This is a genomic window from Alteromonas sp. CI.11.F.A3, from assembly GCF_032925565.1.
GTDB lineage: Bacteria > Pseudomonadota > Gammaproteobacteria > Enterobacterales > Alteromonadaceae > Alteromonas.
The window spans coordinates 2,707,647-2,726,552 of the sequence record NZ_CP136708.1; the positions used below are offsets into that span (position 1 = coordinate 2,707,647).

Sequence of the window (18,906 nt, forward strand, 5' to 3'; positions counted from 1 at the left end):
TGTTAGCGTTTTTAAATAACTCTTTAATACTTCACAGGACTAAAGCTGAAAACGTTCTACCGCTCTTCTAAGGCTGTCAGTTTGAGCATCTAGCATCATAGTCGACTCATTGGCTTGACGAGTACTTTGGGCACTAGAATCAGCCAATGTAACAATGGTATTCAAGCTTGACGCAACATCTGCAAGCAAAACATCTTGCTGCTGGGTATCTGAAACAATATGCTCATTTATTTGACTTAAACGAGCAATAATTTCTCGAATACTTTCAACCTGCTGCGACACCTGTTGGGTAATTTCTACCCCTTCCTGGGCTTGTTCTCTGCCCGCATTAATTGCTTTTACCGCTTTCTCGGCATCTTTTTGAAGATTGCCAATCATAGACTCAATTTCTTCTGTCGAGTTATGCGTACGGTTTGCCAAGGTGCGCACTTCATCGGCTACCACAGCGAAGCCTCTGCCTTGCTCTCCTGCCCTGGCAGCTTCAATTGCGGCGTTAAGTGCTAATAAGTTAGTTTGCTCTGCAATGGTTTTAATAACATCCAGAATGCTGCCTATGCTGCGTGAATGCCCATCTAAACGATTGATGATGTCAGCGGATGCTTCAGCCTGTCGGGCTTGACTGTCTACCTGACTGCGGTTTTGCGCCACTAACTCACTAATTTCTTCACTTTGCGCGGTGACCGTATGCAGCGCTTCCATGGCGTCATTGATTTGGCTTAAATTGCTACGGCTTGTATTTTGAACATCTTGGGTATTGGTGGAAATCACCGTTACCTGTTTACGTTGTTCATCCACACCTTGTAAGCTCTTTTCACCTAATGCGACACTTTCTTTAGTAATAGTAATTAAGCGCTTTTCTTGCTCTAAAATATTCCCTACTAACTCTCGCAAGCTATTAGTTAAGCTATTCACTTTGACAGAAAGCGCCGTAAACTCATCATTCCCTATTTCAGGCAGCGTGTGGCTTAAATCCCCTTTACTTAATTGGGTTAGGCCTTCATTGATTCTTCCAAGGGGCGTAGAGATACTGCGGGTTGCCAGCACACCTAACGTGATAGCTGCAATCAGGCCAATAACTGCCACAACAAAGTTTTTAACTAAGTTGGTTTGCACCGATTCAAGAATAGCATTTTGTCCTTGGATAGATTCAGACTGCACACTATCAAATAAGGTATTAATGCTGCTTAACGCTAATTGCAACGACGCTAACGCTTCGTCTTTTTTTGTTTGTGCTAAGGCTATTTCAGTTAACTTCTGTTGTTGCAATGCCACCAAACCGTTGGTGCCATTGACGTTATCAATAACTAAGGCAAATTGTTCATTAAAAGCGGCTACCGTGCCTCCATCATCAATATCAAGTGCAAGGCGGTTTATGTAATCTTTATCTACCGTAATATTACTAATTTGATATTTTATATCGTCAATAATATTAGCGGTGTTTTGTGCGTCTACACTGGCGGCAAGTTCGCTGAACGAATCAGTGGTGGTAAGCAGCTTATTATCAATATTGGTGCCCGCACCAATTAATGTATCTAAGCTTGGACTGTCTGACTCTAAATAGGATAAATCTAACATTAAAGCGCTTGCTTCATCTGCCGCGCTCAACACCTCATTTAATTTGTCGCCTAACGCGCTTTCCAACGCCATTCGCTTCGCTAACGCGGCATACATATCATGACTGTTTGCTACGTAAGCTAAGCTTGCCTCTACTGCTTCTACCGCAATGCTATTGCCCGGCAGAATAATGGTTAAGTTATCAAGATCATCAACAAACTCATTCGACAAAGATTCGAACTCTTGTTGATTTTCAGACAAAGCGCTAGGCGTATTTTCGTGAAAACCATTTGCGGTAACCACAGATAACGCCAGAATCTCGGTTTTCACTTTAAGCATGCTGGTTTGGGCTGGCATTTTGCGTTCAACCACGTCTTCTGCTGAACGCCTAATGTCGTTTAAACCGAAATAAGAAAGAATACTTGTGAGAAGTAACAAACAACCAAAAAGGCCAAAACCGATTTTTATTTTATTTATAACTGTTAATTGCATTGGCATAATTCAAAGTACGCGATGGAATCTACGTACAAACCTCGTTTTACCATTATTGCAACAAGTTTAACAGAATGTTAAAAATATGCACTTGCAGTTTGGATAGATGCTATTAATCATTAGTAATAACTGAGACTTACAAACTGGTCTGTCCTCAGAAGACAGTTTAGTTACCGACAAGCCACTCTTATAAGAATTGCTAATTCGTTCGAATTTCCATCGTACCGAACAAGAAACAGCAGTTTTACTTTTAAATCCTGACGAGTTACCTATAATAGCTCCATTGATAAACATCTCGTTCTCAGTAGGTTGTAATGGATCAGAATAAAGAACTTAAAAAAGCAGGTTTAAAAGTAACCCTGCCACGTCTCAAGATTTTGCAAATTTTGCAAGAACCACAAAATCAACACATCAGTGCCGAGGACGTGTATAAGATTCTGATCGAACAAGAGGAAGAGATTGGTCTTGCAACAGTATATCGCGTGCTAAACCAATTCGATGATGCGGGCATATTGAATCGCCATCACTTTGAAGGTGGCAAATCAGTTTTTGAAATAAGCCACAAAGAACATCACGATCACTTGGTATGCCTTAAATGCGGCAAGGTAATTGAGTTTGAAGACGATATTATTGAGCAGCGCCAAGATATGATTGCGAAAAAGCATAATATTAAGCTTACCCATCATAGCCTGTATCTATATGGTGAATGTACAGATGGCAATTGCGAAGGTAACGACTAGTTACCGCAACGCATTACGAAATAAAGAAGGCCCTTCAATGTAAATTGAAGGGCCTTTTTGTTTTTCTTTCAAAACCACGAACAAGATATTTGGCATAACGCGCGAGCTCGCGTGGCCGAAATAATGGATACCGGTTTCCTAATTTTTCCTAATCTCTCAAGATCACCCTAAGTAAACATCAATAAAAAGTATCTGCATGTGTATGTGTATTTATCCTAGACAAACAAGGCTAAAAGGAGTGTTAGCATCAGTCCGACAACGCCAATGATAGTTGCCATGCAGGTCCAGGAAATTAAGGTGTTTTTTACTGAGATATCGAAATATCGGTTAATGATCCAAAATCCCGTATCGTTTACGTGAGACATAGCGGTTGCTCCAGCAGCGATAGAGATGGTCATTAGCGCTAATAAAGATGGTGATAACGACAGTGCATTTACCACAGGTGCCATCAGACCTGCAGCCGTTAACATGGCAACGGTTGCCGAGCCTTGAATGATCCTTACGGAAATGGCAATAAGAAAGCCAGCCATAAGCGGTGGTAAGGGTGAAAGTGCCACCACATCAGCAAAAGCTTGTCCTGCCCCCGAATCGATTAATACTTGTTTGAACATACCACCCGCACCTGTCACTAATATCACGAGTGCAACTGGCTCTAACCCTTTCGATGCCACATTTCTCACTTGATCTGCACTTAAACCTTGGTTTTTACCCAGCCACTTAAAACATGCCAAGGTCGCGATGGTGAGTGCGATGAATGGATGTCCAACAAAAATAAATACCTGTTTTACTATGCCATCGGCTAGCACAAATTTCGCAATTGACCCGATGAGGATCACTACAAGAGGAAAGAATAACAAAGCGGCCACTAATGAAAATGAGGGCAATGCTTCTACTGGTCTAGCTTCGATATTTCTAATATGTTCCGGCACTGGCACATGGATTTTTTTGGCGATATACGATGCGTAAATTGGGCCAGCAATACAGGCACATGGCACACCAACAATAAAACCAAATAAAATCACTAGGCCTATATCAGCATTCAAAATAGACGCCACGGCAACTGGCCCAGGCGTGGGGGGAATAAAGGCATGGGTAACCGCAAGCCCTGCAGCTAAAGGAATGCCATAATAAATTAACGACTTACCGGTTTTTTGCGCCATTGAATAAATCAACGGCATTAATATAATAAGTCCTACCTCAAAAAACACAGGTATCGCCACAAGGAAACCGGTTATTACCAGTGCCCATTGGCTATTTTTTTCACCGAACTTCTGTTTGATGGTTAGCGCCAGTCTATCCACACCACCCGACTCTTCTAAGAATTGCCCGAACATTGCGCCTAGCCCCACTATAGTGGCAACAAATCCAAGGGTATTTCCCATTCCGCTTTGCATTGAATTGAGCACTTCTGTGGCGTCCATTCCCGTGCCTAATCCTACAAAAGCTGCTGCAATAATAATGGCAATAAATGCATGTACTTTTTTAGCAATAACCAAATAGGCCAGCAGCACAATGCTGATGATGGCGAAAAAAAGAAGTGAAAAAGTATCTGACATGTTTCTTCCCTATAACCTGCAATTAGCGGCACGTAAAAATCTGAGGTACACGATGAAAATTTTTATTATTTAGTAGACAGAGAACACCTCAGGCAACCCGTTGTTACCCCATGCAACACAACGTTAACAAATTATGTATTCGCCGTAACACTATTATAAAGAAACCTTGAACGCAACCGGTTTCCGAATTATGCTTATTTTAAATTAATTAACGTAGTGTCGGGCTCATTGCTTAGCATTGAATCAAAAAGGTAGTTGAATGACTGCAAATACCGTTTTCTTTATTACTGGGGTTTCAGGCACAGGGAAATCTACCATCGGCGAGCGTGTGGCTTCTGAACTGGGATTCGTTTTTGAGGAAGGTGATAATTATCACCCTACCGCTAGCGTAGAAAAAATGTCTGCTGGTATTCCGTTAGAAGATGCCGATAGATGGGACTGGCTAACGCACTTGAATAAAATAGCCAAAGAGCATTTGGCAAATGATCAAAGCGCTATTATTTCTTGTTCAGCGCTTAAAGCATCCTATCGAGCAATATTATGTGAAGGGCTAACAGGTAGGCAAGCTGAAGAGCTAACTGAAGAGAAAACAAATCCATTAGCTAAAGGCGTTCAATCAAATGTAAGGTTCATCTACTTACATGGCTCTACCGATACCATTGGCCAGAGGCTTAAACAAAGACAGCATTTTTTTGTGGGCGATGATATGCTCAAAAGTCAGTTTTCTACCCTTGAAGTACCCACTAAAGATGAGGCTTTCTTTGTAGACGTGACACAAAGTGTCGATGAGGTAGTGGCTACCTGCAAAACGTTTATCAGCTCAGTGACAAGGGCGACATTACCCCTGGATTAAGGCCCTTTTAATACAGCCCTATAGCGCTCTCCTCACGGCTTAATATGTAAACTGCGCACTAATAATAAAAATTGAATATACCCTATGAAAAATATAAAGAAACGTACCACCATTTCAGATATCGCAGCACATTTAGGTATTCACAAAACTACGGTTTCTCGCGCACTTAAAGATTCAAGTAGCATTTCTAAAGCGTTATCGCTGAAAATAAAGAAAGCGGCTAAGGACTTAAATTACATCCCCAACCGCGCCGCACAAAGTTTATCTATTCAAAACAATAAAACGATTGCATTGCTACTGCCTTCATTTGGGAACAATGTCTTTAACGATGTAGTTTCAGGTGCAAAAACTATTGCTGATGAACTTGGCTATGCATTAATGATTGGTGACGCTACCTATTCAGAATTGGGAGAGGAACGAATTGTTGAATCTTATATTCAGCAAGCGGTTTCAGGTTTCATTCTCACGTCTAGCCGCCATACCGATGAAACCATAAGAATGTTAAAAAATACAAATGCGCCGGTTGCTGAAATAATGGATATGTCGGACTCTACTTTCGACGTCAATTATGGTGTAGATCATTTCAATGCGGGAAAAGAAATGACGGACTATTTAGTAAACGTGAAGGGCAGAAAGAAAATTGCTTTTTGTTCATTGCTGCTTGATTGGCGTGCTGTACTTAGAAAACGAGGCTGGGAGCAGGCCCTTCATAATGCACAGTTGCAAGATGATATGTGCCTTCAGTCACGTGCTGATGCCTCATTTCAAGCGGGCGCTGAATTGCTAGTTGAATCGCTTCACAAATGGCCAGACTTAGATGCCATATTTTTTGTTAGTGATGAGCTTGCAGCCGGAGCTGTAATGGAATGTAATCGCCGGGGGATCAAACCGGGAAAAGACATTGATATATGTGGTTTCAACGATTTGAGCTTTGCGAAAGCTATTTACCCTTCCCTTACCACGGTATCCACACCAAGAAGGGAGATGGCTGAATTAGCCACCCGCTCATTGATATCTATTATCGAAGGTAAAAGTGTAAGCGAAACAAGTAAAGTGTTCCCCTATCACATTAAATTAAGGGAAACCGCCTAGGCATTTTGCCTGTTTGCGCTTCCCTACCCTTCATTTTACAGCAGTATTAACAGACTTAGGTTCAGGCTTAAAACATCAAGCGTTTCGTTTTAAGCCCCAAGTTTGAGCTTTTAACGTAAGTTTTTTAACTCTATGCCCTAAGCCTCAAACTTATAATTGTGATAAGCCTTTATGGCTTTCTCCCACATCGTCCCCACTTCACCAGTACCAATGGTTTTACCATCAACTTCAATTACAGGCGCAATTTCTTTGCTTGAAGATGTTAACCAGACTTCGTCTGCGTTAAATAAATCTTCCGTGGTGAACCACTTTTCTTCTACTACCAAGCCCGCTTGTTTAAATGCTTCTAACGCTATTTGGCGGGTGATCCCAGGTAAAAGCTGGTTATCTAATGGTGGGGTGAAAATAGCGTTATCTTTTACCATGAAAACGTTGCATGAACTCGCCTCAGTAATAATGCCGTCACTATTGTGCAAAATAGTTTCTTGAACGCCACTCTCTACTCCCGCCTGAAAGTGCATGACATTACCTAACAATGACGTTGATTTGATATGACATCGCTGCCATCGTTTATCTTCTTCAAGCGCTACTGTGAACGGTTTAACTTTATCCGCTTCTAGGGGTTGAGCGGGCGCAATTTCAAATGCAAAACCAAATACGGTGGGCGTAATATTTTGCGGGTAGGCATGATAACGCTTAGTGTCCGTGCCTCGACTAATATGAAAATACACGCCAATGTTTCCGCTTGGAAAATGACTAGCATTGGCGTCAATAAGCCCATCTAGGTTTTGCTGCCATTGCTGTGCACTATAAGGGTTAGTGATAGAAATTGCGGCTAATCCATCACGCATTCTGCTTAAGTGGCCTATCATACCCACTGCCTTCCCGTGATAAGTGGGTATAACTTCATAAATCCCATCACCGAACAAAAAGCCTCGGTCCATGGGGGATATTTTAGCTTCTGATAACGGCATGAATTCGCCGTTTAAAAATGCAATGGTCACTCTTATTCTCCTGTAAGGCGAAGTCGTTTTTGCCAATTCAATAAAAATGCGGCGCGAGCATCGTCGTAGTGCTGACTTATGAAAGTAACAGTCTCCCCCGGCACGGCTTGTGCTAAACGATTAACATCAAGCAAACTTACGCTGCCAAGCTTAGGGTAGCCTCCTAAGGTTTGTCTATCTCGCATCATCACAATAGGTTGCCCATCGGGCGGAATTTGCATCGCGCCAATGTGTATTGCTTCAGAGCGCATTTTACTAATGTGGCTATGAATGGGGGCACCAGTCAATCGATAGCCCATACGATTAATATTCGTTGTTACCGTGTACTCATTTAAAAACAACCGCCCTTTTTCAGAAGCATTAAATTTGTCTTCTTGGTAGCCAAGTATTAACGCTAAGGGTTGGTTCAAGTCGTATCGCGGCCAGTGCTTCTGTGCCAGCGCCCTGTGAGCACTGCGTAATGTTGGGGTTTCAATGTCGATGGAATCGCCAACCCCTAACGGTGCACCTTTGTTTTCAAGGCCGCCTATCCCCTCACGCAAAACCGTGCACGCACTGCCTAAAGGTGATGGCACTTGCCACCGCCCTTGTATAGCTAGATAGGCTTTGCTGCCCATGTGTTCACTGTCAATGGATACCCTATCACCCGCTTTAACAAAGATGGTTTCAAATGGGCAAGCCGATTGACCATTGACCAGGCAAACCACATTGCGACCGGTAGCCGCCACCTGCCCGTTGGTATCAAATACAAATTCTGCGCACCCTATAATTTCAATACACGGCGTATTTTCTTGGTTACCAGCGAGATAATTCGCCCACCAATATGCTTCTTCATCCATAGGGCCTGACTGACAAAAGCCTTGATGCTGTTTACCTTGCCGCCCACCGTCGATAATTAGGCTCAGCAAACCATTTTGTTCAACACTAACCTTCATGCAAGTCTCTGAATTCCTGTTCTGAAATAGGCGCGAACTTTACATTATCACCTACTTTTAAAAGCGCGTTATGGCTAGTATCCACTAAGTTTAGTGGGCATAAACCCAACAAATGCCAGCCACCAGGCGATGACGAAGGGTAAATAGCGGTTTGGGCATCGGCAATGGCAACCGCCCCTTTTGGTACCTGCTTTCGTGGCGTTTCTAATCTAGCGCAGTGCAAGGTGTCGGGCACGTTCCCCATATAAGCAAAACCTGGCGCGAATCCAACAGCGTAAACTTTGTAAGTCATGCTGATATGAGCATCAATAATATCCTGCTCGCTTAAGCCCGTTTTCTGGCTAACCAACGCTAAGTCGTTAGCCGGTTCTGCGCCGTACCACACGGGTATTTCATGAGTTTTCACGCTAATACCGTCAGTAGCATTTATCCTTATCTTTGGATCTTGCGCTGCCACTGAGCGAAGCATCTGATAAACATAATGGCTATCCACTTTGTGAGCATCAAAAACCAATAGCAATGAATCGTATGCCGGCACGCATTCTTTTAGCCACGGAAACGCCAAGTTCGTAATGGCATGCAACCAATGCTGACATCGCGCATTGGCAATATCTACCGTGTCGCCCGCGAAATACAAAAGTATGGCATCTAAACCAGCAGGTACAATCTGCTTAATATCCCCAAAGGGATGCATAGTAATATCCTTAATAAAAAGGGTGAAATTGTGGCGACGTTAAGGCATTTATGTGATTTATTAAGTAAAAAGTGAATGCGCTTGTGCCTTCATACCGTCTATTTCATGCATTCACGAATTTGTTGCGCAATGTCAACTGCACCGGCGGTATCGCCATGCACGCACAGTGTGTCAGCCTGTAATGGCAATCTTTGCCCGCTAACGGTAATGACTTCCCCATCTTCAATCAAAAGCTTTGCTTGCGTTAACGCTTCTGCGGCAGTTAACACTGCGCCTTCTTGTGAGCGGGGCTGCAAAAAACCTTCATCGGTATATCGTCGATCTGAAAACGCTTCGAATATTAGCGACAATCCATATTCTTGTGCTTCGAGCACCAGCGCTTCATTGTGGGCGTGTGATTGCACCATCAATCCCAATCGACCTTTATTAATACTACCCACAGCTTGCATAACTGCAGTGCGCACTTGAGGGTCAAGCATCATATCGTTATATAACGCACCATGGGGTTTCACATAGCTCACTGGCACGCCAACGATACTGGCCATACCCATCAATGCACTGACTTGATATTGAACACAGGCTATCAGTTCTTTTATTGGCATAGCGAGACTTCGACGTCCAAACCCTTGTAAATCGGGATAAGAAGGATGCGCGCCTATTTCAACATTACTGTTTTTAGCCAAATACAAAGCTTGTTTCATCACCACGGGATCACCGGCATGAAAGCCGCACGCAATGTTAGCTTGGTCGATAAATTTCATAATATCGGCGTCTACAGGCATTTGCCATGCACCGAAACTTTCACCTAAATCGCAATTTAACTTCATAAGTGTTTAGCTCTTAACCTCAATCCGATATCATGTTACCTGTTCTTTTTTAAAAGTCAGTGTTAATGATAAATATTGGAAAAATTAATACATTAAAAGTGGTAGCGGAATATCCGTTCGGCTATGCATTAGCGCCACTTACCGATAATGTAGATTCAACCGACTACAGTAGCGATGATATGCCTACTGTAACCTTACCTCACGACGAAGTAACCACGCCGTTGGAAGTGGAACAAACCCTAGATGTGTTTGTGGCTACCGATCAGCGCGGCGATTTTTTTGCTACCTTGAAGCCACCGCGCATACAAGTAGGTGAAACCAAGGTACTTAAAGCGGTTTCTGCTACACACTTTGGCGCTTTTTTTGACTGGGGCTTAGAGAACGACTTACTCATACCCGCCGATTATCAAGAATCGCCTATTGACCCCGGTATGTATTACGTTGTTCACGCTTTCTTTGATGAAAAAACAAATCGAATTTTAGGTGCAACCCGTTTGCACTACTTCCTTAAAGAAGGCAGCGCCTATCTTAGCGAAGGTGAAAATGTAAGTTGCTTGGTTTATGCCAAGTCTGACTTAGGCTTCAAAGTGGTATTGAACGAGAGAGCCCTAGGCCTAATATTTCATAGTGATGCATTTAAACCGCTAAAAGTAGGGCAATCTACTGATGGCGTAGTTAAAACCATCCGTGAAGATGGCAAGATTGACGTGGTGTTACAGCGTCATGATAAGGAAACTCGTGATGCCTTGCAGCAAGCCATCTTAGATGATTTGGAAGCCCACGGTGGTATTTCAACACTCACGGACAAAAGTCCGCCCGATGCTATTTACCAGCATTTTAATGTAAGTAAAGCCGCGTATAAAAAAGCATTAGGCGCGTTGTACAAACAAAAGAAAATCACCATTGGCGCAGACGCCGTTCGTCTCACCCAATCGTAAGCAGGAACTAATAGGTAGGAAGTACAATGAAAGCTCAAGTTTCATGGGATAAAGACCTCACTTTCACCGGTACAACCGACAGTGGGTATAAAACCGTCATGGACGGTAGTGGAAATGCAGTATCACCAATGGAATCAGTATTGTTAGCCGTTGGCGCCTGCTCCAGTATTGATGTGGTAGACATCCTTAAAAAGGGTCGTCACGAAATTGAAAGCTGTGAATGTGAATTAGAAGCCGATCGTGCTGATGACGCCCCACGGGTATTCACAAAAATTCATGCTCACTACACAGTGGTAGCAAGCAGCGTGACCGAGAAAGCATTAGCACGTGCAGTACAACTTTCTACTGAAAAGTATTGCTCAGTAATGTTAATGCTTACCGGCAATGTGGAGATCACCACCAGCTATACCTTAGTTGAATCCACACACAATTAGGCTAATACGCCACCTATTAGTGTAAAGGGCTATCAGTGATTGATGGCCCTTTTTTATTCTCCCACCAAAAACAAGCTAACCAACTGATTATAAACATATAAACATCTTCTTACACTTACTGGCATGGTTGCTGCTGTAAGTTGGTAATAAACTAATAATTAACGACAACAATCAGGTATTTGACCATGGACGCTTCGTTTAACACTCTTCGCACACTGTCCCTTACTGGCGGCATACTTTCTTTATCTTTGCTACTAGGTGCGTGTACCGACGCCGATGCGATAAACCCCACAGAAGAAATTTCTGAAGCGGTGATAGCTATACCGGTAGAAGCCGCTGCAGTAACCAATGGTTCAATCAGCTCCACGTATACTACTACCGCTATTTTGGAAGCAAGAGAAGAAGCGTTTGTGGTAGCACGAGCGTCAGGCATTATTGAACAGATAGTGGTAGAAGAAGGCGACTACGTTGAAAAAGGCCAAGTGCTTGCGCAACTAGATAAACGCAGATACGAACTTAATCTTGCGAAGGCAAAGGCAGATTTAACTGGTCTTGAGCGTGAGTTAGATAAAGTAAACAAAGTGTATTCTAAAAACCTTATCAGTGTAGATACCTACGACAAACTGACCGCTCAATATGAGTCAGCCAAAGCATCGGTTCATCTTGCTGAACTAGATTTAAAAGAAACCACCATTACTGCCCCTATCAGTGGTTTTATTGCTTCTCGTAATGCCAAAGTAGGTAACCTGACTGAGTCTTTCCAGCGAGAGCGCATGTTCCATATTGTGCAACAGCAGAATTTACAAGGTGTAGTGTATTTACCTGAAAACGAATTACAAAATGTGGCGGTAGGTCAACCCGCAACCCTTATTGTTGCTGCACTAGGTAATAAATCGTTAACTGCATCTGTCGAGCGAATTAGCCCCGTTATTGATGCTGCCACTGGCACATTTAAAGTCACCCTTGCAGTGCCGAATGAAAAACACGTTTTAAAAGCGGGCATGTTTACCGACGTGGCTCTCGAATATGCACTCCACAATAGCGCTACGCTACTTCCACGTCGTGCCCTTATCACGATGGACAATCAACATAGCGTCTTTGTTGTTAAAGACAACATAGCCACAAAAGTCGACATTGTTACTGGCTTTGAACAAGACGAAATGATTGAAGTGTTAAGCGGCTTACAAGGTGACGAGAAAGTCGTTACCGCTGGCCACCAAAACTTAAAAGACCAAGCCCCTGTAGATGTAGTCAACGGCTAAGCCCGCTATAAAAAGGATATACCATGCGTATTGTTGATATAGCGGTTAAACGCCCAGTTGCCGTGTCTATGTTTACTTTTGCTGTGCTGTTGTTTGGTATGGTCTCACTTGGTCGATTGTCAGTTAATTTACTGCCCGATCTCTCCTACCCCACGTTAACTATTCGAACCGATTATACGGGCGCTGCCCCAGGCGAAGTGGAACAACTTGTTTCTAAGCCTATTGAAGAAGCTATTGGCGTTGTAAAAGGGGTTAGAAAAGTCACCTCTACTTCACGAGCCGGTCAATCAGACGTGGTAATGGCGTTTAGATGGGGTACCGACATGGATTTCGCGAGCTTAGAAGTACGGGAAAAACTTGATGTACTTCAACTCCCTCTCGATATTGAGAAACCTCGTCTGTTGCGCTTTAACCCAAGTTTAGATCCGGTTATCAAGCTAGGGCTTACTGAAGATGTGCTCTCGGGGCAACTGTCTACCGCCCAAATGAAAAGGCTACGGTTATACGGCGAGCAGCAAGTGAAACGGGCCCTCGAATCTGTTGAAGGTGTTGCTGCTGTGCGTGTTGGCGGTGGTCTTGAAAACGAAGTACACATTCTTATCGACCAACGTAAAGCGAGTCAGTTATCTATTCCTATTACCCGTATTATCGATCGTATTAAAGCCGAAAATGTAAACGCTGCGGGTGGTCGTATTGAAGGCGATGCTCAAGCATTCTTAGTGCGCACCCTGAATCAATTTGAAAACCTGACCGAAATTGAAAACCTTTTTATTGGCCGTTTCGAAGGTAGAAATATTCAATTAAAAGATGTGGCTAGTGTAGAAAGTGCTTATAAAGATCGTAGTGTGGTAACCCGCTTCAATGGTAATGAAGGGGTTGAGATTGCGATATACAAAGAAGGCGATGCAAATGCGGTAGATGTAGCCAAGAAAATAGCCTCTCGTCTTAGTGAAATTGAAAATGACATACCTTCGAATTACACACTGACGCAAATATACGATCAGAGTGTGTTTATAAAGCAAGCCATTGATAATGTTAAATCTGCAGCAATAATGGGTGGTCTGCTTGCCATGTTAGTGCTGTACCTATTCCTTAAAGATTTTTGGACTACGGTCATCATCTCTGTGTCAATTCCAGTATCGGTTATTGCCACCTTTAACCTAATGTACGCCAATGATATCAGCCTAAATATGATGAGTTTAGGTGGAATTGCACTGGCCGTGGGTTTGCTTGTCGACAACAGTATTGTGGTGTTAGAAAACATCGATCGCCATAAAAAGCGCAAGCAAGCCAAGTTGGTAAACGATGCTGTTGCTGATGATCCCGCTGCATCGGGCACTAAGGAAGTCTCTGGCGCCATCGTTGCTTCTACATTAACCACCATGGCCGTTTTCGTACCGCTTATTTTTGTAGAAGGCATAGCGGGCCAGCTGTTTAAAGATCAAGCGTTAACTGTCAGTTTTGCGTTAGCCGCCTCGTTGGTTGTAGCACTTACCCTTATTCCTGCAATGGCGCGAAGAAAGCAAAAAGCAAAGCTTGCCCACGAAGATACGTTTTCATCGCCCGCCAAAGCCCGACCCACTACTTTGCTTGGGAAAATTGTCTATTTTGTAAAATGGCCTTTTTCAATGGTACTTCGTTTTGTGTTTGTGTATTTGCCTGCTGCGCTAATTACCTTAGTAATCGGTGCATGGCATATTCTTGCAAAGGGCTTGTCGCTATTATTTACGCCATTGGTATGGGTATTCAACAAGGGCTTTAATGCTATAGAGAAAGCATATCACGGTGCCCTAATTGCTAGCTTGAAGGCCAGAACGCTTGTGGTCGTGGTAGCTTTAGTGTCAGCAGGTGGTGCGCTGCTTCTTGTCCCTAAATTAGGTATGGAGCTTATTCCCACAATGTCGCAAGGTGAATTCTCGGTAGATATTACTCTCCCCGCCGGCACACCACTGAGCACGACAGATGCAACATTATCGAACTTATCGGCAATAGCCGCGGCAGATTCAAACGTAGCAAGAACTTATGCTATGTCGGGTACAGGAAGTTTGATTAGTGCCGCGCCTAGTCAAGGTGGCGATCATTGGGGAAGACTCAATATTGTAATGAACCCTAATGCCGATACCAGCGCGGGCGAAAACACAAACGCGAGTAGCAATATGGATAAGGTAAAGGCGGCTCTACGCGATGCCCTTAACCGTTACCCGAATGTTCAAGCTACCTTTACTGAGCCAGAACTGTTTACTTTTGCCTCGCCTATTCAAGTTGAAGTCAGTGGATATGATTTACGCCAACTTCAAACCTATAGCGATAAAATTGCCCACGAGCTAGGTACACACGACAACTTAACCGATATTGCTACCAGTATTCGTGAAGGTAACCCAGAACTAAAAATTGAGTTTCATCATGCCAAGCTCTCTCGTTTAGGTCTTGATGCTGCCACGGTGTCGTCTTTAATTGCCGCGAAAATTGGTGGCCGTGTTGCCACGCAATATAGCCTTGAAGATAGAAAAGTTGATGTACTGGTAAGAACCAAAGACAGCCAGCGCGACAACATAAACGATGTACGCGCCATTGTCGTAAACCCTGATGCATCACAACCTATTCCCCTTGGTGCCGTTGCCGATGTTTACATGAGCGTTGGCCCCAGTGAAATTACGCGCATTGGCCAACAGCGTGTGGCATTAATTTCAGCCAATTTAGCAAAAGGGAAGCTGGATGAAGCCGTTTCCTTGGTCAATAAGGTGTTGGACAACACGCAACTTCCCTTGTCGATGGATGCAACGGTGACTGGGCAAAGTGAAGATATGCAAGATAGCTTTAGGTCGCTGCAATTTGCCTTAGCACTGGCTATTTTTATGGTGTACTTGGTGATGGCGTCGCAATTTGAATCACTACTGCATCCATTGCTTATATTGTTTGCGGTTCCCCTTGCTGGTGCCGGTTCAGTGTATGGCTTATGGCTTACCAATACGCCATTAAATGTGGTGGTGTTTATTGGGCTTATTATGTTGTGCGGTATAGTGGTTAACAACGCCATTGTGTTGGTTGATCGCATTAATCAATTGCGTGCTAACGGCATGGAAAAAACTGCAGCCATCATCGATGCAGGAAAAACTCGTTTACGCCCCATTGTGATGACAACCCTTACCACTATTTTAGGCTTGATGCCCATGGCATTCGGATTAGGTGAAGGCGCTGAAATACGCACACCTATGGCCATTACCGTCATTTTTGGATTGCTATTTTCGAGCTTGCTTACCCTAATACTGCTGCCGGTGCTTTACAGTCTTTTCGATAAAAAGCCATCAAACGTGGTTGTTAAAAACCAAGACTCAGCGGTTTCGGGAGGCACGTATGAAAACGCCTAATGAAAGTACGATAAAGGGTATTGGCGCATCATTAGCACGTTTTGCGTTAAACCGCCCGGTGACCATAGGCATGGTGTTTATCTCCATGCTGCTGTTCGGCGCAGTCTCTGGGAAGTTACTGCCACTAGAAAAATTCCCTGGTATCGATATTCCTGAAATGGTGGTTGAGGTGCCCTACCCCGATGCCACGCCGGTAGAAATTGAAACCATGATCACTCGTCCGGTGGAAGAAGCCATCGCCACCATGTCGGGAATTAAACGTTTGCGCGCAAGGTCGTATGAAAATAAAGCGGAAATAATCGTTGAGTTTGATTGGGATGAGAACCTTAAAGCCAAAAGTGTAGAAGCCAGAGAAAAAATTGATGCTATCCGTCACCTGCTTCCTGCAGATGTAGAGCGTGTCATGGTGTACAAGTTCAACACCAATGATATGCCTATTTTCCAACTACGGGTATCGAGCGACCGTGATTTATCTCTTGCGTATGACTTACTAGAGCGCAACTTAAAGCGCCCTATTGAGCGTGTTGCCGGTGTGTCTAAGGTGGAACTTTACGGCACACTTAAAAGGCAAATTACCATTCGGTTAGATCCGAAATTAATGACCGCCTATCAAGTTGATGTCACTGCTTTAGGGCAAAAGCTGCAAGACGCCAACTTTTCTTTAACCGCGGGCTACATGTACGACAACGGCGAGAAAATACTCGTCAACCCCGTTGGGGAATTTACCGACATGGCCGATTTCGAAAACATGTGGGTTTCACCCAATGTGCGACTGTCCGACATCGCCACCATCAATTTCGAATTGCCGGAGCAAAGCGAAGGTCGTCACCTAGATAGAACCTTTGCGGTAGGCTTTAATATTTTCAGAGAGTCTGGCAGTAACTTAGTTGAAGTGTCGTCTGCCGTGATGGAAGTGATTGAGGAAGCCAAGTCTGACCCTGCGTTTACCGGTATTAACCTGTTTGTCATGGACGATGTGGCAAAAAGTGTAACCTCATCACTGTCTGATTTGCTAAGTGCTGGGTTATTAGGCGCATTACTTTCTATCGTGGTGCTGTATTTGTTTTTACGCCAACTGACGACGACATTAATTGTGGTGCTTTCGGTCCCCTTCTCCATTTGTATCACCTTAGGGGTAATGTACTTATTGGGCTACACCCTAAATATTTTATCCTTAATGGGGTTAATGTTAGCGGTGGGAATGTTGGTTGATAATGCGGTGGTTATTACCGAAAGTATCTTTCAAGAACGACAACAAGATAACAACATTAGCCGCGCCACTCAGCGTGGGGTTAACAATGTCAGCTTAGCGGTTATTGCAGGAACCGCGACTACGGCCATTGTATTTCTACCTAATATTGTTGGAGTGAAAATTGATGTCACAATATTTTTAGAGCACGTCGCCATAGCCATTTGTATCTCACTATTCGCCTCGTTGTTTATCGCTAAAACCTTGATCCCTTTGCTAACTACAAAAATAGCGATTCCCGAAGCGAAGGAAAACAGTACGCCAGGCTATATTTCGAGGTATGGTCGAATTCTGTCATGGGTAATGGTAAATCAAGGAAAAACATCACTGATTGCTTTGGGTATTCTACTCTCTACTATCATTCCTATGCAGGTCGTCACCTCTGACGATGAAGGTAACGATAACCAAGAACGTATATGGCTTAATTATCACGTTACTCAAAACTATACGCTTGATGAAGTAGAAAAAACGGTGGATAAAATGGAGGCGTTTTTATATGAAAACCAAGAACGCTTCCATATCAAGCAGGTTTATACCTACTTTACGCCAGGACATGCGGTAAGTGGAATAACCCTAAACGACGACCTTCCTGTCAGTGTGGGGGCTATTAAAGAAGATATTCGGGAAAACATGCCAGCCTTTGTAAGAGCTCGCCCCTCATTTCAATGGGACAGTGGCAATGGCGGCGGTGTTCGCATTACTTTGTTGGGTGAATCTTCAGATACCTTGCTAGAAATATCAGAGCGCCTTATTCCTATCCTCGCTAATATTGATGGCCTCACCGACGTGAAAGCCGATACGGGTTCTAAACGTGACGAACTTCAAATTCGAATAGATAGAGAAAAGGCAAACCGATTAGGCATTCAAGTGAGTGACGTAGCTCAGCTTGTAGCTACAGCATTAAGAGGCGCTAATTTACGCACATTTCGGTATGGAGATGCGGGTGAAGTTAATGTTCAACTTCGCTATGGCAGCGATGTTCAAAAATCACTTGATGCACTTAAGCATATTAATATTGGTTTTAATCAAGACCGAGCAATCACCCTGGCAATGGTGGCGGATTTCTCGGTAGTGCAGCAACTTTCGCAAATTAATCGAAGTTACCGGCAAACGGCGTTAGCTATTGGTGCCAACTTACAAGACGACGCCACCATAGAAGACGCGAAAGTACGCATTCAACAAGCTCTAGCGCACATCGAATTACCTACGGGTTACCAATGGACGCTTGATGGCAGTTTTTCACGTCAAGATGAGGCCAACGGCGTGATGCAAATGAATATGCTGCTCGCTTTGTGCATGATTTATGTGGTGATGGCTGCGCTATTTGAATCGCTAGTGTTGCCTACCTCGGTGATTACGTCGTTACTCTTTTCATTCACTGGCGTTTTTTGGGCGTTTATGGTCACTGGTACTCCCATGTCAATAATGGGCATGATAGGTATGCTAATACTTATGGGAATAGTGGTGAACAACGGGATTGTGTTAGTAGATAGAATTAACCAACTAGTTAATGAGGGAATAACCCTGTATGACGCAGTTGTGCTGGGGGCACAATCTCGTATTAGACCTATTTTGATGACAGTGGCAACAACCGTACTCGGTCTAGTACCGCTAGCAATGGGTGCAACAAGAATAGGTGGCGACGGACCGCCTTACTCGCCAATGGCAATTGCCATTATTGGTGGGCTAGTGTTCTCCACCATGACCAGTTTATTTTTGGTGCCGCTTGCTTATGTGTTACTTCTAAAGCTGCGTTTTAATACTCAGCGAATGATAGTTAACGGGCAAGCTAGAATAGCTAAACTTATTAAAGTGTAATAGCGTAGTTGCAAAGACTAAGCTGTAAATAGTGTAAAGACATTACTTACGTAGCGGGTGTTTCTGCTGATAAAACGTAACAGCGCAGCC

General features: G+C 43.7%; 14 protein-coding genes. 8 read left to right on the forward strand and 6 right to left on the reverse strand.

Features of this window, described 5'->3' with window-relative positions:
• Positions 1–39 precede the first annotated feature (39 nt).
• The gene (locus R1T43_RS11690) at positions 40–2,046 is read right to left on the reverse strand and encodes a methyl-accepting chemotaxis protein (protein WP_317349051.1); all 2,007 of its coding nucleotides are present in this window, start codon (positions 2,044–2,046) and stop codon (positions 40–42) included.
• Between the two features lie 314 nt (positions 2,047–2,360).
• Here R1T43_RS11690 and fur point away from each other — a divergent pair, with 314 nt between their 5' ends.
• Positions 2,361–2,786 carry a ferric iron uptake transcriptional regulator gene (gene fur, locus R1T43_RS11695; protein WP_057792126.1) on the forward strand — a complete coding sequence of 142 codons (426 nt, stop codon included), beginning with the start codon at positions 2,361–2,363 and terminating at the stop codon, positions 2,784–2,786.
• Between the two features lie 215 nt (positions 2,787–3,001).
• Here the strand turns inward: fur and R1T43_RS11700 are convergent, their stop codons facing one another.
• The gene (locus R1T43_RS11700) at positions 3,002–4,342 is read right to left on the reverse strand and encodes a GntP family permease (RefSeq protein ID WP_211070824.1); all 1,341 of its coding nucleotides are present in this window, start codon (positions 4,340–4,342) and stop codon (positions 3,002–3,004) included.
• Between the two features lie 259 nt (positions 4,343–4,601).
• Here R1T43_RS11700 and R1T43_RS11705 point away from each other — a divergent pair, with 259 nt between their 5' ends.
• A complete protein-coding gene (locus R1T43_RS11705) occupies positions 4,602–5,195 on the forward strand; it encodes a gluconokinase (RefSeq protein ID WP_211070823.1) in 594 nt (197 codons plus the stop codon).
• An 84-nt stretch (positions 5,196–5,279) separates the two neighbouring features.
• Positions 5,280–6,287: a LacI family DNA-binding transcriptional regulator gene (locus R1T43_RS11710; protein WP_317349057.1), complete on the forward strand. Its 1,008-nt coding sequence runs from the start codon at positions 5,280–5,282 to the stop codon at positions 6,285–6,287.
• Positions 6,288–6,424: 137 nt separating this feature from the next.
• Here the strand turns inward: R1T43_RS11710 and R1T43_RS11715 are convergent, their stop codons facing one another.
• The 4 genes from R1T43_RS11715 to R1T43_RS11730 all read right to left on the reverse strand — a co-directional run bounded on the left by R1T43_RS11715 (position 6,425) and on the right by R1T43_RS11730 (position 9,747).
• On the reverse strand, positions 6,425–7,291 hold the full coding sequence (locus R1T43_RS11715; RefSeq protein ID WP_317349059.1) for a D-amino acid aminotransferase: 867 nt from the start codon (positions 7,289–7,291) through the stop codon (positions 6,425–6,427).
• A 2-nt stretch (positions 7,292–7,293) separates the two neighbouring features.
• Positions 7,294–8,226 (reverse strand): biotin-dependent carboxyltransferase family protein, encoded by a 933-nt coding sequence (locus R1T43_RS11720; protein ID WP_317349060.1) that lies wholly within the window; start codon positions 8,224–8,226, stop codon positions 7,294–7,296.
• Complete coding sequence (locus R1T43_RS11725; protein WP_317349062.1) at positions 8,216–8,920, reverse strand: 5-oxoprolinase subunit B family protein; 705 nt, start codon at positions 8,918–8,920, stop codon at positions 8,216–8,218. Before R1T43_RS11725 ends, R1T43_RS11720 begins: the two co-directional genes overlap by 11 nt.
• Positions 8,921–9,018: 98 nt before the next feature.
• Positions 9,019–9,747 carry a 5-oxoprolinase subunit PxpA gene (locus tag R1T43_RS11730; protein WP_211070818.1) on the reverse strand — a complete coding sequence of 243 codons (729 nt, stop codon included), beginning with the start codon at positions 9,745–9,747 and terminating at the stop codon, positions 9,019–9,021.
• Between the two features lie 65 nt (positions 9,748–9,812).
• Between R1T43_RS11730 and R1T43_RS11735 the strand changes: the two genes are divergently transcribed.
• From R1T43_RS11735 to R1T43_RS11755, 5 genes are all read left to right on the forward strand, one after another.
• Positions 9,813–10,685: a S1 RNA-binding domain-containing protein gene (locus R1T43_RS11735; protein WP_317349065.1), complete on the forward strand. Its 873-nt coding sequence runs from the start codon at positions 9,813–9,815 to the stop codon at positions 10,683–10,685.
• 26 nt (positions 10,686–10,711) lie between these two features.
• The gene (locus tag R1T43_RS11740) at positions 10,712–11,119 is read left to right on the forward strand and encodes an OsmC family protein (protein ID WP_013784307.1); all 408 of its coding nucleotides are present in this window, start codon (positions 10,712–10,714) and stop codon (positions 11,117–11,119) included.
• A 185-nt stretch (positions 11,120–11,304) separates the two neighbouring features.
• Entirely contained in the window at positions 11,305–12,381 is a 1,077-nt protein-coding gene (locus R1T43_RS11745; protein ID WP_317349069.1) for an efflux RND transporter periplasmic adaptor subunit, read from the forward strand.
• A 23-nt stretch (positions 12,382–12,404) separates the two neighbouring features.
• The gene (locus R1T43_RS11750; RefSeq protein ID WP_317349071.1) at positions 12,405–15,749 is read left to right on the forward strand and encodes an efflux RND transporter permease subunit; all 3,345 of its coding nucleotides are present in this window, start codon (positions 12,405–12,407) and stop codon (positions 15,747–15,749) included.
• Positions 15,736–18,816, forward strand: coding sequence for an efflux RND transporter permease subunit (locus R1T43_RS11755; RefSeq protein WP_317349074.1), 3,081 nt, complete (start codon positions 15,736–15,738; stop codon positions 18,814–18,816). Before R1T43_RS11750 ends, R1T43_RS11755 begins: the two co-directional genes overlap by 14 nt.
• The last annotated feature ends 90 nt before the right edge of the window (positions 18,817–18,906 follow it).

Coding starts and splice junctions, on each gene's coding strand:
- R1T43_RS11690 (WP_317349051.1), bottom strand. CDS start 2,046: ATGCAATTAACAGTTATAAATAAAATAAAAATCGGTTTTGGCCTTTTT.
- fur (WP_057792126.1), top strand. CDS start 2,361: ATGGATCAGAATAAAGAACTTAAAAAAGCAGGTTTAAAAGTAACCCTG.
- R1T43_RS11700 (WP_211070824.1), bottom strand. CDS start 4,342: ATGTCAGATACTTTTTCACTTCTTTTTTTCGCCATCATCAGCATTGTG.
- R1T43_RS11705 (WP_211070823.1), top strand. CDS start 4,602: ATGACTGCAAATACCGTTTTCTTTATTACTGGGGTTTCAGGCACAGGG.
- R1T43_RS11710 (WP_317349057.1), top strand. CDS start 5,280: ATGAAAAATATAAAGAAACGTACCACCATTTCAGATATCGCAGCACAT.
- R1T43_RS11720 (WP_317349060.1), bottom strand. CDS start 8,226: ATGAAGGTTAGTGTTGAACAAAATGGTTTGCTGAGCCTAATTATCGAC.
- R1T43_RS11725 (WP_317349062.1), bottom strand. CDS start 8,920: ATGCATCCCTTTGGGGATATTAAGCAGATTGTACCTGCTGGTTTAGAT.
- R1T43_RS11730 (WP_211070818.1), bottom strand. CDS start 9,747: ATGAAGTTAAATTGCGATTTAGGTGAAAGTTTCGGTGCATGGCAAATG.
- R1T43_RS11735 (WP_317349065.1), top strand. CDS start 9,813: ATGATAAATATTGGAAAAATTAATACATTAAAAGTGGTAGCGGAATAT.
- R1T43_RS11740 (WP_013784307.1), top strand. CDS start 10,712: ATGAAAGCTCAAGTTTCATGGGATAAAGACCTCACTTTCACCGGTACA.
- R1T43_RS11745 (WP_317349069.1), top strand. CDS start 11,305: ATGGACGCTTCGTTTAACACTCTTCGCACACTGTCCCTTACTGGCGGC.
- R1T43_RS11750 (WP_317349071.1), top strand. CDS start 12,405: ATGCGTATTGTTGATATAGCGGTTAAACGCCCAGTTGCCGTGTCTATG.
- R1T43_RS11755 (WP_317349074.1), top strand. CDS start 15,736: ATGAAAACGCCTAATGAAAGTACGATAAAGGGTATTGGCGCATCATTA.